This window comes from Mycobacterium asiaticum, assembly GCF_001673365.1.
In the GTDB taxonomy this organism is placed as follows: Bacteria; Actinomycetota; Actinomycetes; order Mycobacteriales; family Mycobacteriaceae; genus Mycobacterium; species Mycobacterium asiaticum_A.
Genome location: NZ_LZLS01000068.1, coordinates 30,145 through 43,525, shown reverse-complemented (window position 1 = coordinate 43,525; position 13,381 = coordinate 30,145). Strand labels below are relative to the sequence as shown.

Genomic DNA, 13,381 nt, shown 5'->3' with positions numbered 1-13,381 from the left:
ATAACTACCCCGGCGTGTCGAGCAAGTGGGGCCACATCAAGCCGTCCCCCTGGGGCCAAATCAGGCTGTCATAGCCAGCGCATGTGCAGCCAGGGCAAGTTGTACGGTCGCCTCGTCGTCACCGGTCCGACCTGTGTTGGCGAGAACTGCCCGATGCACTGTCGCGTATGCAGCGCACACTTTCGCCTTCGCGTCTGAGGCCTGCCGACTTAAGTAAGTGGGAGCCGCAGGTGGTTCGTACTTGGGCAAGGGCCGAAGCCAGGCGCCAACGGCGACGCCGATTGCAACGAGGGCAATTGCGGGCGACAGAAACGCTCGCCATCGTGAGGGCTGCTTACGCGCTGGCGGCCATGCCGAGGGTATGGGCGGCGGTGAAGGGATGTTCAACACGCGTGGATCGTAGCGACCTTGTGGTAATCCGCCAGTCACAGTTTGCCAACGCTGCCCAACCCAGGTCGTCTATCAGGGGAGTGCACCGCTGCGCAGTTTGCTACGTGGTAGCGTCCCTTCACTGTCGCGCCCATCCCTTTGACAACCGAATGCGACGGGTCGCAGCACGCATGCCGTCGATATCCGACCATGATCCCCTTGTTGCGGTAGATGGCTAATTTTTATATGCCCAAGTGCGGTTTTTGAACCCACAGGCGCAGTCTGCACTTCCCGCGGTGAACTCCAAGCGCGTTGGCGGTGATTAGTGAACTGCCGTCGGGCCCCTAACCTGGTCCACTTGGTGGTGCGGCCGCTTGCCGGTAGAACGGCAGTCAACCGCAGAGCCGTTCTATCGCCGAAATTGCGTCATCAGCAGCATCCAGCATCGGAGGCAACTCCGGATCAGAATTTGCAGCGCCGCTCAGATAAGTTATCGTTATCTGCTGGTACGCACTGGCCAATTTTCGGATAGCAATTTCCAGTTCAGGCTGGGTTGCTGGAGATTCGGACAACGTGGACAGTAGGTAGCGACTACCAGCATCAAGCACCTGTCTTCCACTGGTGGCTACGGTCAGGATGGCGATGGGATCGTTGCCGCCATCTCGGTCAGCACTGAGAGTCAATGCTTGCTGCACTTTTGTGTGTGCGGCGCACACCTTCACCGTTGCGGATGAGGCCTGCTGGTTCGAGTAAGTGGGCGCCGGTGGCGGTTCGTATTTTGGCAACGGTCGGAGCCAGGCGCCAATGGCGGCGCCAATCGCAACGATGGCAACTGTCAGCGAAGCAAACGCGATCCATCGTGAAGATTGGTTGCGCGCCGGCGGCGATGCCGGCGAAATGAACTGCGATGTGGGTACATTGAACACGCGTGGATCGTAGCGACTCAGCACGAATACGCCAGTCACACTTCGCCAGGAGCGCACGGATTAGGCGTATTGAGAGGCAAGTGAACCGAATACCAGTTTGCTCTCGACTCGATCCGCACCCTGGCCGTCGACATTTGCCGTCCGGCGGTGGTGTGCCCGTGGGCTACCGGCTTGCTGTTCATTGTTTCGGTAGTTTGCCATCTCAAAGGGAGGCTGGTGTGCATTGTTGAAATATGGCTTAGCTGCATGCTTGTTCGATATTCGAAGTGATGTCATCACCCGCTCGCAGTGTTGGGTCAATCTCTGGGCTGCCAAGCCCGTTCAGATAGTCAACAGTCAGGCTTTGAAAAATATTGATTAGTTTCCGCAATGCTGAAGCTAGACCAACCGGCGTGGCGGGCTCATCGGATAACGTAGCCTGAAGGAAAATGCTGCCAGCGACAAGCGCTTGCCTAGCGCTGGTAGCGATGGCAAGTTGTGTTGTCGGGTCGTTATTTGGCTCCCGGGCCATATTCACCCCGACGGCGCGATGCACTCTTGTATACGCAGCGCAAACCTTCGCCTTCGCTTCAGCCACTTGCTGACTCGAATAGCTCGGCGCGGCGGACGGCTCGGTCTTGGGCAACGGCCGCAACCACGCCCCAATCGCGACGCCGATCGCAGTGAAGACAACTGCCAGCGGCATAATCGCTAGCCATCGCGAGGACCGTTGACGCGCTGGTGCCGAAATGGACTGCGGTGGAGGAATATTCAACACGCCTGGATCGTAGCGACACCATGCGAATCCGCCAGTCACACTTTGCCGTCGCAGCCCAAGCCAGGTCATCTGACTGGCTAGTAACGATTTCGCTCAGCCGCAACCGTTAACGACCCGCACCTTCGCCGTCACGCTTGTCCTCCGGCAATAGGATGCGACGGGTCGCAACGGGCTTGCCGTCCACGTGCTTGACGACGGGCGGCAGGGGTGGCGGCGCGGTAATGCGTCCTTGGACCGGCGCGCCGTTCTTCACCGTCGGCCCGACGATGCGTTTCGTGTCGGGTTTCGCGTCATTGCCTGCCCCCGCCGCGCCTTGCATGGCTCCGGGCGGCATCATCGGCATCGCACCCATCGCCCCGCGCGGAGTCGCCGCCGGTTCCGTTGCCGCCGCGGGGGTCGGCGTTACGACTTGCGCCGAGGCTGGCACCGTTCCGGCCGACGGAGTCGGCGGGGGGCCCAGCATCGCGGTCGGCGTGGTTCCTTCGATACCTCCACCGCCGCTACCGCCACCACCGCTGGCCGCTCCGAAGCTTTCCCCGCCCCCGAATCCGCCCTCGGACTCAAGCAGTTCGTCGGGCCCAACCTCACCGACACCAGAACCTTGCTGCATCATGCCCATGCCCGCTTGCATAGCCTGTTGACCGGCCTGGGCGAGTTGCTGGGGGATCTGGCTCAACGGTTGCAACAAACCACCAAGTGCACCGGCGATACCTCCGCCGACACCAGAAGCCATCTGCGGCATTTGCTGCAGCATCTGCGACAGCTGGCCCGACCCCCCAACACCGGCCAGTTGCGCGGCGGCATCCTCTTCGTTAGCCGGGAACTTCGCCAGCGCATCCGAAGTCTTGGCCTCGCGCTCATCGTGGCCGGCCAGTGCTTCTCCGTAATCGTCGGGATCACCGGCATTCGCCGCCGCACCCAACGCGCGCAGCAGTTGGCTGATGCTCGAGGTGCCCGTCGCCAACTGGTCGGGTGTGATCATCGGTGGCGGCGGTATCCCCAATAGCTGCGAGAGCTGGCCAAGGATGATCCGTAGCTGATCGCCGTCTCCGCTCATTGCGTCCTTCCAAGCTGTTCTCTCCGCGCCTGATGCTACGGGCGGGAGTCCTTGATGACCGCGTCGTAGCGATCGATCATGAATTGGTCGGGCATCAACGGTTTGCCCACACCGTTGCCGTAGTGCTGCGAGAAGAACTCGTGCAGCGCACGGCTAAGCACCTGATCATATGCTCCAGCGTTGAAACCCATTGACGTGCCGGCTAATTCGTCCGGTGTGGCTATCCTGCCGTTAATGAGGTATTCCGGCGCAATCGGTACTGGTTGTCCGAACGCGATGAGGGAGTTGAGGATTTCCCGATCAGCTTGGCCGATAGGCATATCCGGCACCGGATGTTCAATCAGAGCACTGCCCCTCGGAGCGGGTCCGATGAAGTCGTTCTCAATCATCGCCCCGAGGACACCGACCCCTGGGCCGAGGTAAGCGCCGACCCCGGGTGTGAGACCTGCTGCAGCGCTAGCAAGCCTGGCGCCAACTTCATATGCGGTCTTGCGAGAGGTGTATTCGTTGCGCTGAGCCTCTTCCTGGGTGGTGTGATGGTTCTCGGCGTCAGCCTGAGTGGCTGCGTGTATTCCCGAGTCGACCAGGCCGCGCAGTGTCATGGCATCGTGCAGGTTGGCGTCGTAGCTGTCCATACCGGGTGCGTGACCGGCGAGTGCCTGAGCGTAGGAACTTTCGGCGAGGATTGCACGCTCGTCGGCGGCCCCGTGGAAGCATTCCAATGCTGCTTTGTCGGTGCTCAGCACAGAAAAGATTCCTTTGGCAACCGGCATGTGGCCGCTTTCGAAATCCGTTGCAGTGTCGAGAGCGGGGCCAAATTCTGGCAATCCTCCTGGTATGCCTGCGATATTGCTCATGTACGGAGCCAGCCCGTGCGCCATGCTCTGGATCAACTCGGGATTCATCTCGCCCACAGTGTGATTCCCAGGCAGGTGCAGCAATCCCGATGCGGAGTTGCCCACGTACGAGGCGTAAGCATGTGCCGTGTCTCCGGCAATTCCGGCTTCGGGTCCGTGAGCCGCGCCTTCTATCCAATCAAAAAGCGACGCAACACTTTTCCCGCGGTCGGCCCAGTTATAATTAGTGATGTCGCGCAGGAAATTGTCCCGGTCGGGACTGGTCAGCATGCCGTGCACCACCTGGTGATCACGTGACGCGGCCGTCAGAAGGTCGGTGACGGGGTGATCAAAGCTGGCATCGGGCAATGGCAATTCAGACTTGCCCATGCTGCCACTCTGCCAAGCCTCGCTTTCCATCAGCGTAAATGCCCTGCGGATCATGCGCCGGTCCAGTTCGGTATTCGTCTGTAATGCGGGATTGCCGTGCTTGACGATGTCCGCGATGGCCCTCATCTGGCTACCGGTTAGCGACCGCAGCAATAGGGATTGTTGGTCCTTGCTTATGGGCCATGGTGCCTCGAAGGCCTGCAGGATGCTCGCGGGAAGCAGCTCCGCACTACCCTTCACCGGGTCAGTGCCTTGCAGCGCACCGGGTCTGAGTTCGGTCCGGGGAAACACCAGCGCACCATTGCTCATTAGCTGCCACGAGTTGCCGATCAACTGGCGCTGAGCACCGAGGCGTTGCTCGGCGGTGTGCAAATCCGCGACGGACATGCCATGTTCTTGGGCCTGCAGTTGGCTGAGCATGGCGGCCTGTTCAGCGGTCAGCGGCGCCTTTCCGGTCCGTTGTTCTTCGGTGATTCCATCCAAAACACTATTGACGCGTGCCGCCGCTGCCTGATCGCCGGCCAGCGCTGCCCGTACCTCCTGCTCGGCATAACGCCCCGGTTCTTCAGCGTCGACGGCTACGACCGCCGCCCCGTCGTACCCGTCTTTGGTTCGCATTTGGGTCATCAAGTCGTGCAGCAGGTTCGAATACTTGTCGCGGATGCCGTTGATCTGATTCCAGGCCGAAGCAGTGCGGTCAATCGCTTTCTGTTCCAGGTCCATGATCTCCTGAATGATTCCCACCGCCAGAACCGGAGATATTAACCCCAGAGCCTCTCGCCCAATTGCCTTGCCAAGTTGGTGGTCGATGTTCTCTAGGTCGCCCTCCAGGGAGTGTATTTGCGTCGCGGAGTGCCGCTGCGCCTCCGACAACGCCGCCGCCACCAGTTCCAAGTCGACCGCAATTTTGGCGAGTTGCGGGGACTGCACGCCTAGCGACCGGGTAACGCGTTGCACCTCGGCTGCGTCGTTGATGGGATGTTCACCGTGCTCGCGATTCCAAGACGCGACAAAGCGGCGACGCGCTTCTTCGAACGCTTTGTCGGCTTCCGCCGTGTGCTGGCCCGCTTCGAGAAAGGCCTGCGCCAGGTACGAAATCTGTGCCGGGGCGCCCCTTTGTAGCGTTCGGTTGACGGCCCATGGATCACCGCCGGCCTCGGCGATCACGGCCGCAACGTCTATGTGGCGAAGTTGCACCGCACCACCTCGACGGCCGCGGCGTTGCTCTCGTCCATGGCGGTGAACGACGCGGCGGCGACGTGCGCGCTTCGACTGACTGCGCCAAGACTCTCGCTGTTGCCCGACATGACGCGTGCGTGGTCGGCCAGCACCGCACCGGTCGCAGCGTGAAACGTGTCGGCGGCGGCGAAGTCGCCAAACAGTTGGGACTGCATTGATGCCCGCGAAAGATGTTCTGCCGCTTGATCTATGTGCTCGCTTGCGCGTCGTGATTCGCTGCCCCCCGAGCGCAGTAAAGCAGGGTCGACGAACATCGTTGCCTCCTTTTGTCCGAGAACGCTGGCGACGGTAACGGTCGCCCGCAAGTCCCGCAATTCACCGCGGCTGTCGCTCGGAGCCGGGCAAACGCAGCACTATCCCGCGGAGAGACAGAAGGTACCGATGAGAACAGCGTGACAAAAGTTAACAGAGTGATTTCAACACTCCTACAGTTCGGCAACAGTTCTCGCCCGCGCCGCACAGTCGTGCCAACGTTGCGCGCATGTCCAGCGCCACCTGCGCCCGATGGTTGCAATTCGCCGTCGTGACAAGTGCATTCATACTGGCACTGACATCGGCGCCGCCCGTGCGTGCCGACGTCAACGAGGTGCCTACACCACCATCTCCGACCGCGCCCTGCAACGCCATCAGCCCATTTGCGTTCCCGTGCGTGGGCACCGGCAAATTCGCCGACGCGGTGGCCGCCGAATGCCGCCGCCTCGGGGTCAACGACAATCTGTGCCTAGTGCCGCTGGCGCATAAGGTGACTCAGGCGGCAACCGTCGCCTACCTGCAGTCATGGACACACCGGACCGCGCAATTTCAGTACGCGCTCGGTGACTCGGTGCCATTCGCAAACGCCCAGTGGATCGGCACCCACAACTCGTACAACAGTCTGGCCCATCAGTTCACCCCTTCGCACGCCGACTCCAACCAGCAGCTGTCCATGACACAACAGCTGGATATCGACGTCCGCAGCATCGAGTTGGACCTGCACTACATCCCGCAGATCAACCAGCTCGGACGCCGCGCGGTGGCGGTGTGTCACGGGCGTGGGCCAACTCAAGCGAATCTGGGCTGCACCACTGAACCACTTTTCACCAAAGTGCTTCCGGCCATTACGGATTGGTTGAACGCGAACCCGAACGAAGTCGTGTTGATCCTCATCGAGGACCAATTGAAGGACGCCACGGCGTACGCTTCGGCGCTCGATACGCTCGAGCAAGGCTTACGACGGCCCAACGGAACAAGCCTCATATATCACCCGAATCCCGCCGATATCACTCCCAACGGCTGCGCCTTTTTCCCACGCACCATCTCGCGCAACGATGTTCGTGCCGCCGGCGCCCAGGTCGTACTAGTTACAGACTGCGTCCCCGCATGGGGAAACACCGTTTTCAACTGGGAGGACGAGGAGTTGCAAAGCGGCTCAACGTTCGGCTACCAGCCCTTCCCCAAGTGCGACGCCACCTACGGGCCACCGGTATACGCCACCAAAATCATCCGGTACTTCGAGGACTCCATTTTTGTTTCAGCACTGGCCGATCCGACCCGGCCACCCAACAATCCGGAGGCACTGACCCCCACCAAAACGCAGTCGATGACCAACTGCGGCGTCAATCTGTTCGGCTTCGACCAATTGTTGCCCGAGGACGGGCGTCTTCAGGGAACGCTGTGGAGTTGGGCGCCCGACGAACCACGGGCCTCCGCAGGAACCTGCACCCTCCAAGGAGTCAACGGCCGTTGGGTGGCCGCCGCGTGCGGAAGCGCGCATCCCGCAGGCTGCCAGACCGGAGCGGGTACCTGGTCGGTGACGGCACCCGTGACATTCACCAACGCCCCCGCGGCTTGTGCGGCCATGGGCTCGAATTTCGCGTTGCCACATACCGGACTCGAGAATTCCCGACTGAACGCCGTAGCCGGACCAGCCGGCGGGGCATGGGTGCAGTACACCATCCCGCCGTAAACCCGGGCTATTCGCCTCGGTCCAGCAAGTCTGACGACCCCAGCACCCGTTCCACCTGAACTTCGATGACCACCCGGCGCGGGTTGGCCCGCGGGGTGCGGTAGCGCTGCGCATAACGCAGTTCGGCGTCGCGGATGGCGTCAATGTCCTTGTTCACCGCGGACCGGCCCTCCAGCGACAGCCACCGAGCGCCGTCGACCTGGCTGAGTACGGCGACCCCCGCCCGCTCGGCATTCAACGCCTTTTGGGAACCTCCGGTGGTGATCACCCGCGCGATGTGCGTCTTGGGATCAAAGGTGAATCCGACGGCCACCACATGCGGTGAGTTGTCGGTCCGCAGCGTGGTCAACATGGCCAAATGACGTTCGGAAAGGAACGCGAGAGCGTCATCGGTGAGCCGGGTAGTGGTCTTGGCCATCGCACTCCACGCTAGCGCAGGCCATAATCACAGCCGTGGACGACACGGGTGTTGGTCCGATAGTAATTTTCGGCGGTCGCAGCGAGATCGGCATCGAACTCGCGCGGCGCCTGGCGTCCGGAGCGACCGTGCTGCTGGCCGCACGCAGAGCCGACCAGCTCGACGACCAACGAGACGTGCTGTTCCAGGCTGGCGCCACGGCGGTGCACACTAAAGAGTTCGACGCCGACGACCTTTCCGCGCACGGCCCGCTGGTCGCCGAGATCATCGCCGAGTACGGCCCGATCGGCACCGCGGTGCTGGCCTTCGGAATCCTCGGCGACCAGACTCGGGCCGAAACCGATGCACAACACGCGATCGACATCGTGCACACCGATTTCGTCGCCCAGGTCAGCTTGCTCACCCATCTGTCCACGGCCATGCGCGCGGCCGGACACGGATCGCTGGTGGTGTTCTCCTCGGTCGCCGGAGTGCGGGTGCGTCGGGCCAATTACGTCTACGGTTCTGCCAAGGCCGGATTGGACGGCTTCGTCAGCGGGTTGGCCGACGCACTGCACGGTAGCGGGGTGCGATTGTTGGTGGCACGCCCGGGGTTCGTAATCGGGCGGATGACAGAGGGTATGACGCCGGCGCCGCTTTCCAGCACCCCGGAAAAGGTGGCTGCCGCCACCGCGAAGGCATTGGCGAAAGGCCGGTGCAGCGTTTGGATTCCCTGGGTGCTGCGACCGTTGTTCTTTGTCCTGAAACTGTTGCCGCAAGCCGTTTGGCGCAGGATGCCCCGATGATCGTGGTGGTCGGCATCGGCGCCGACACTGATGACGAACGAGAACTGCTCACGTGCTGCTAGCCAAGCCCAGTCGTCGCGAGTTCCTCACCGCCGCAATGCTTCTCCCGCTGGCGGGTTGCGCGCCAGTCTCGGCCGCACCCGATCTCAACAGCCAATTCGACCAACTCGAGCGGCGCTACGGGGGCCGGGTGGGCGTGTATGTGCCTGCGAATGCAACGACGGGTGCGATCGCCTACCGCGCCGACGAGCGCTTTGCGTTCTGCTCCACTTTCAAGGCACCACTGGTCGCCGCTGTATTGCACCAGTTTCCGCTGGCGCAACTGGACAAGACGATCACCTACACGAAATCCGACATCAACTCGACCTCGCCGGTCACCGAACAGCACGTCGAAACCGGAATGACCGTCGGGCAACTGTGTGATGCCGCGATTCGGTACAGCGATGGCACCGCCGCCAATCTGCTGCTCGACCAGATCGGCGGTCCCTCCGGATTCACCGCTTACCTACGTAGCCTGGGGGACAACACAAGTCGGCTCGATCAGGCCGAACCCGAACTCAACCGCGACCCGCCGAACGACGAGCGGGACACGACTTCGCCGCATGCGATCGCGTTGGTGTTCCAACAATTGGTGCTCGGCGATGCGCTACCGGCCGACAAACGTGCGATGCTCACGGATTGGATGGCACGAAACACCACCGGCGGCAACCGAATTCGTGCCGCGTTCGCGACCGATTGGAAGGTGATCGACAAGACCGGGTCGGGTGACTATGGGCGAGCCAACGACGTCGCCGTGGTGTGGTCACCCGGTGACGTGCCACACGTCATCGCCATCTACACCGATCTCGTCGCGGGCGGCTATGACGCCGAACCCAATGAGGCGTTCGTCGCCGACGCCGCGCGCATCGTGGCGTCAGCGCTGAGAGGCTAACCAGGATCCCCTACCCATCCGACTGGTTTGGATCTGAAGTTCCCGGGCAACCGATGCCTGTGCACACGGTGGAATATGCTCCGGGCCGTCGGGCCGATGTCTTCGGCGATCCGAAGCAACCTCCGATCCTGCTATGGCACGGTATGCAATCCGACGCGCGCGCCGCTGTCCGACCGCTCGCCGGGGTGCTGGCCGGTCACGATGCCGCAGTGGTTGCGCCGGATTGGAACTCCCACAGCGACGACGGCGGGCGAGCTGATCTGTTGCGATCCGTCGATTTCATCCGCGGCTGGACGCAAGCCGATCAGATCGTCCTCGTCGGCTGGTCAATGGGAGGCGCAGCGGCGGCCGGTCTCACCCTCGATGCACAGCGCCACGATGTTTCGATAGCCCATACGGTGTGCCTGGCCGGGGCGTTCATGGCCCGCGACCCGATCTCCGGTCGAGTTGTGACCGAGTTGCTGTCGGCCGGCCTCACCGGCTCACCATTCACACTGCTGCACGGGACGGCAGATGACGTAGTGCCGGTCAGTGCCAGCCGAGACTTTGCCGCTGCACTCCAACAAATGGGGCGGCCGGTTGAATTTGTCGAGCTGGCAGCCGACCACGGATCGATCGCCGGCGCCGAATACGACCCGGCCGCAGACCGCTACGAACCCGGGAGCGGGGCGGAAGCGCGACGGGTGGCCGCTGACGTCGCGGCTCGAATCGCCGACGTCCTCCCAAAATGAGGTAGCCACCTACTCTATTCGGCTACGTCGGCCGCGCCGCACACTGCGGCAATGGAGCAACGCGGAAATCATGCAGTGGTGTTGGGCGCCAGTATGGGCGGCCTGTTGGCCGCACGGGTGCTGGCCGACTTCTACAACAAGGTCACGGTGGTCGAGCGTGACATCCTTCCGGCCGATCCCGTCAACCGGCGGGGCGTCCCACAGGGAAGACTGATCCATGCCTGCCTCGCGCGGCTCACCCAGGTGCTCGACGAGCTGTTTCCCGGAATACGTGCCGACCTGCTGAGTCAGGGCGCTAGCACCTGGGATGACGGTGATTTCGCCAAACTTGACTGGTCGTTCGCCGGTCATCGCTTGGTCCGGTCGGGCAGGTCGGCGGATGCGCCGCAGATTCTGTCCCCAAGCCGGCCGATACTGGAATGGAATGTGCGGCAACGAGTTCAGGCGATGCCGAACGTGACTTTCCGCGAGGGCCACGACGTGGTCGGTCTGACCGCGACCCCGGACCGTCGCCGGGTTACTGGGGTACGACTGGTGGACCGCACGTGCGATCAGGAGACGACGGTGGTCGCAGACCTCGTCATCGACGCCACCGGACGCGGTTCGCGGACACCGCTATTCCTCGAACAACTCGGCTATCAACGTCCCATCGAAGACGAAGTGAAGGTGCAACTCGCCTACGCCTGTCAACTCGTGCGGATACCGCCCGGCGTGATCAAGGAGCACATGATCGCGCACTTCCCCAAGCCGGGGCGGCCGCGGATGCTGGCAATAATCGGCTACGAGAACAACACCTACATGGTCGGTGCCGGTACGATGGCCGGGGTTGAACCGCCCCGGGACTACGACGAAATCCTGTCTTACGCAGCTGAATTGGCGTCCCCTCGTGTCACCGAGGCGCTGCGGGCGGCGGAGCTCGTCGACGAGGTGGTGCACCATCGGGTCCCGTCGAACCGCTGGCGACGCTATGACAAGATGCGCCGGTCCCCCGACGGCCTGCTGGTGGTGGGCGACGCGGTCTGCAGCTTCAATCCCATTTACGGGCAGGGCATGACGGTCGCGGCTCTGGAGGCTACGGTGTTGCGCGACTGTCTGCGCCGCGGTGGCCCCGGTCTTACCCGGCGCTTCACCCGGCTCGCCGCCAAGAAGGTCCGGGTTGCTTGGCAAACGGCTGTCGCCTCGGATCTGACCCTTCCGGAAGTGCCGGGAGTGCGACCACTAACGATGCGGATCAGCAACGCGTGCCTGGAACCGGTGTTCGTCGCGGCCGAATCGGACCCCGCTGTCGCGGCCCAATTCATGAGGGTCACGGCAATGGTCGACCCGGCCGTTCGATTGCTGCGACCCGCCATGCTGCTGCGGATCGCCCGGGCCCAGCGCAGGCGCCCGGTCGATGAAAGCGCCGAACCTAGGATTGCGTTGAGGACCGGCGCGGCGTAGCCGAATTATTGAGCGCGCGTTCGGAGTCGATGCGATACATGCGATCCTGCTCGCGGGTGCGACGTCGCTGCGGCATCATCAGCCCGCTATGCGTGGATGGGCGGTCTTCCGTTGCGGCAGTGCGCAGCTCACCTGTGTCCAGGCACAAGGTGGGAAACAGCAGCCGCGACCCGGGACGGGTGGTGTAGGTACGTCCGGTCGGCGCAGTCCAGACGACGGTGCCGTCGGACAATTGACGATCGCGCCAGCCGCCGTTGCCGCCCCAGAAAGTTTTCAGCAAGTGGTGTTTTCGGCAGAGGCACTTGAGATTCGACGGATGTGTCGGACCGATCGGGTACGGAATCGTATGGTCGACATCGCAAAGCTCGGCTGGCCGATCGCAATTTGGGAACCGGCAGGTCATGTCTCGGCAGCGGATGAACCGGTCGAGCGTCGCGGGCGGCCGATAGCCAGGCCCGGGTGCTGTGTCGCTAAGGCGACCCAACGGTGCGACCTTCGCACCAGCCGCGACGAGCCGGCTCAATAGCGGCGCGGGAACAGTTGCGCCACCGAGGATGTGGCCGGCGGGCAAGTGAACACCGGGCGGCTCCGGCTCGGGGGCCAGCGCCTCGCTCAGCGTCATCTCCGGCGTGATGGGCCGTACCGCGACCTCGCCGGACATATGTGGATCGGGTTCGGCGGTCAGCGACTCGGCGTCGGCGATCACGTGAATGACCACGGCCGTCGCCCGCTGATCGCTACCGGTCTGAGCAGGGCAGTCTGGCTTATCGCATTCGCACGCCAGGCGTTCACCGCCGGCGGCCAAGACTCCAAGAGCGTCGGCGCGCTGCTGGGCCAGCGTACGGGGGTCGTCGTCGCAGACCTCGCCGGCCATCTGGGTGAGGCGCCGATTCAGGACGGTCGCATCCGAGGCATACAACCGCCCCCAGAATGCAGCGGTGCCGGACTCGTCGTTGGCGATGTCGACAACCACATCGCGACTCCGGGCGGAGGCGCGGGTCTTACGTAGGGCGCCGGGGTCATAGCGATCGATGATCGCGTCGATCGCTTGGGCGGTCTTGTTTGCCGAGAGCGGTCCGTATTGCACCGCATCCTCGGCGAGTGTCTTGTCCACCAACTGCAGTGTTTCGAAGTCTTTGATCAGCTGCGTGTGCCAAACGATGGTCGCAGCCAGCCGCGCGCTGATCGCACCGTGGGCGAGGAGTGCAGCCGTGCGGGGCAACCGGTCGCGCAAGGCCACGGCGAGATACATCTGGCCAGAGGCGACTTTATGACTGACGCCCAATGCAGCAGCAACTTCGGCGGCAATATTGTCCCAGTTGTCGCACGACCACCTGTCGTGTGCGACGTCGCCTGTGGTCCGACGGCTAACCAGTTCGGCGATGGCGGCCAAGCGGCGGGATGCCGCGGCGGCTTCGGCTCGCCCCCACCCCCCGATTGCCCCGACCAGCGTCGCGTCGTCGACGGTGGCGATGGCGACAGCATCGGGCAAATCCGAGTCGAACATGCTTTCGATTTTAGGAGGCAGGTCTGACAACACCCACCCGCGAAGCCGCG

General features: G+C 63.0%; 12 protein-coding genes. 5 read left to right on the top strand and 7 right to left on the bottom strand.

Features of this window, described 5'->3' with window-relative positions; translation table 11 throughout:
• Nucleotides 1–761 precede the first annotated feature (761 nt).
• The 5 genes from A5634_RS28095 to A5634_RS07565 form a co-directional block, all read right to left on the bottom strand.
• Nucleotides 762–1,295 (bottom strand): hypothetical protein, encoded by a 534-nt coding sequence (locus A5634_RS28095; protein WP_155769409.1) that lies wholly within the window; start codon nucleotides 1,293–1,295, stop codon nucleotides 762–764.
• A 238-nt stretch (nucleotides 1,296–1,533) separates the two neighbouring features.
• Nucleotides 1,534–1,980: a hypothetical protein gene (locus tag A5634_RS28090; protein WP_155769408.1), complete on the bottom strand. Its 447-nt coding sequence runs from the start codon at nucleotides 1,978–1,980 to the stop codon at nucleotides 1,534–1,536.
• Between the two features lie 178 nt (nucleotides 1,981–2,158).
• Nucleotides 2,159–3,109 carry a hypothetical protein gene (locus A5634_RS07575; protein WP_253861511.1) on the bottom strand — a complete coding sequence of 317 codons (951 nt, stop codon included), beginning with the start codon at nucleotides 3,107–3,109 and terminating at the stop codon, nucleotides 2,159–2,161.
• 35 nt (nucleotides 3,110–3,144) lie between these two features.
• Nucleotides 3,145–5,502: a hypothetical protein gene (locus A5634_RS07570; RefSeq protein ID WP_081290262.1), complete on the bottom strand. Its 2,358-nt coding sequence runs from the start codon at nucleotides 5,500–5,502 to the stop codon at nucleotides 3,145–3,147.
• A gap of 11 nt (nucleotides 5,503–5,513) precedes the next feature.
• Complete coding sequence (locus A5634_RS07565) at nucleotides 5,514–5,828, bottom strand: DUF2563 family protein (RefSeq protein ID WP_065143444.1); 315 nt, start codon at nucleotides 5,826–5,828, stop codon at nucleotides 5,514–5,516.
• A 227-nt stretch (nucleotides 5,829–6,055) separates the two neighbouring features.
• On the opposite strand from A5634_RS07565, the gene A5634_RS07560 reads away from it, so the two are divergent.
• Complete coding sequence (locus A5634_RS07560) at nucleotides 6,056–7,519, top strand: hypothetical protein (RefSeq protein WP_065143439.1); 1,464 nt, start codon at nucleotides 6,056–6,058, stop codon at nucleotides 7,517–7,519.
• 7 nt (nucleotides 7,520–7,526) lie between these two features.
• Here the strand turns inward: A5634_RS07560 and A5634_RS07555 are convergent, their stop codons facing one another.
• Nucleotides 7,527–7,937 (bottom strand): F420-dependent biliverdin reductase, encoded by a 411-nt coding sequence (locus tag A5634_RS07555; protein WP_065143438.1) that lies wholly within the window; start codon nucleotides 7,935–7,937, stop codon nucleotides 7,527–7,529.
• A 35-nt stretch (nucleotides 7,938–7,972) separates the two neighbouring features.
• Here A5634_RS07555 and A5634_RS07550 point away from each other — a divergent pair, with 35 nt between their 5' ends.
• The 4 genes from A5634_RS07550 (at nucleotide 7,973) to A5634_RS07535 (ending at nucleotide 11,824) form a co-directional block, all read left to right on the top strand.
• Entirely contained in the window at nucleotides 7,973–8,722 is a 750-nt protein-coding gene (locus A5634_RS07550; protein ID WP_065143437.1) for an SDR family NAD(P)-dependent oxidoreductase, read from the top strand.
• Nucleotides 8,723–8,819: 97 nt separating this feature from the next.
• Nucleotides 8,820–9,653: a class A beta-lactamase gene (gene bla, locus A5634_RS07545; RefSeq protein WP_065143443.1), complete on the top strand. Its 834-nt coding sequence runs from the start codon at nucleotides 8,820–8,822 to the stop codon at nucleotides 9,651–9,653.
• A gap of 59 nt (nucleotides 9,654–9,712) precedes the next feature.
• Nucleotides 9,713–10,384: an alpha/beta hydrolase gene (locus A5634_RS07540; protein WP_253861512.1), complete on the top strand. Its 672-nt coding sequence runs from the start codon at nucleotides 9,713–9,715 to the stop codon at nucleotides 10,382–10,384.
• 51 nt (nucleotides 10,385–10,435) lie between these two features.
• On the top strand, nucleotides 10,436–11,824 hold the full coding sequence (locus A5634_RS07535) for an FAD-dependent oxidoreductase (protein WP_065143435.1): 1,389 nt from the start codon (nucleotides 10,436–10,438) through the stop codon (nucleotides 11,822–11,824).
• Here A5634_RS07535 and A5634_RS07530 read toward each other — a convergent pair.
• The gene (locus A5634_RS07530; protein WP_065143434.1) at nucleotides 11,793–13,331 is read right to left on the bottom strand and encodes an HNH endonuclease signature motif containing protein; all 1,539 of its coding nucleotides are present in this window, start codon (nucleotides 13,329–13,331) and stop codon (nucleotides 11,793–11,795) included. The genes A5634_RS07535 and A5634_RS07530 overlap by 32 nt on opposite strands.
• Nucleotides 13,332–13,381 lie beyond the last annotated feature (50 nt).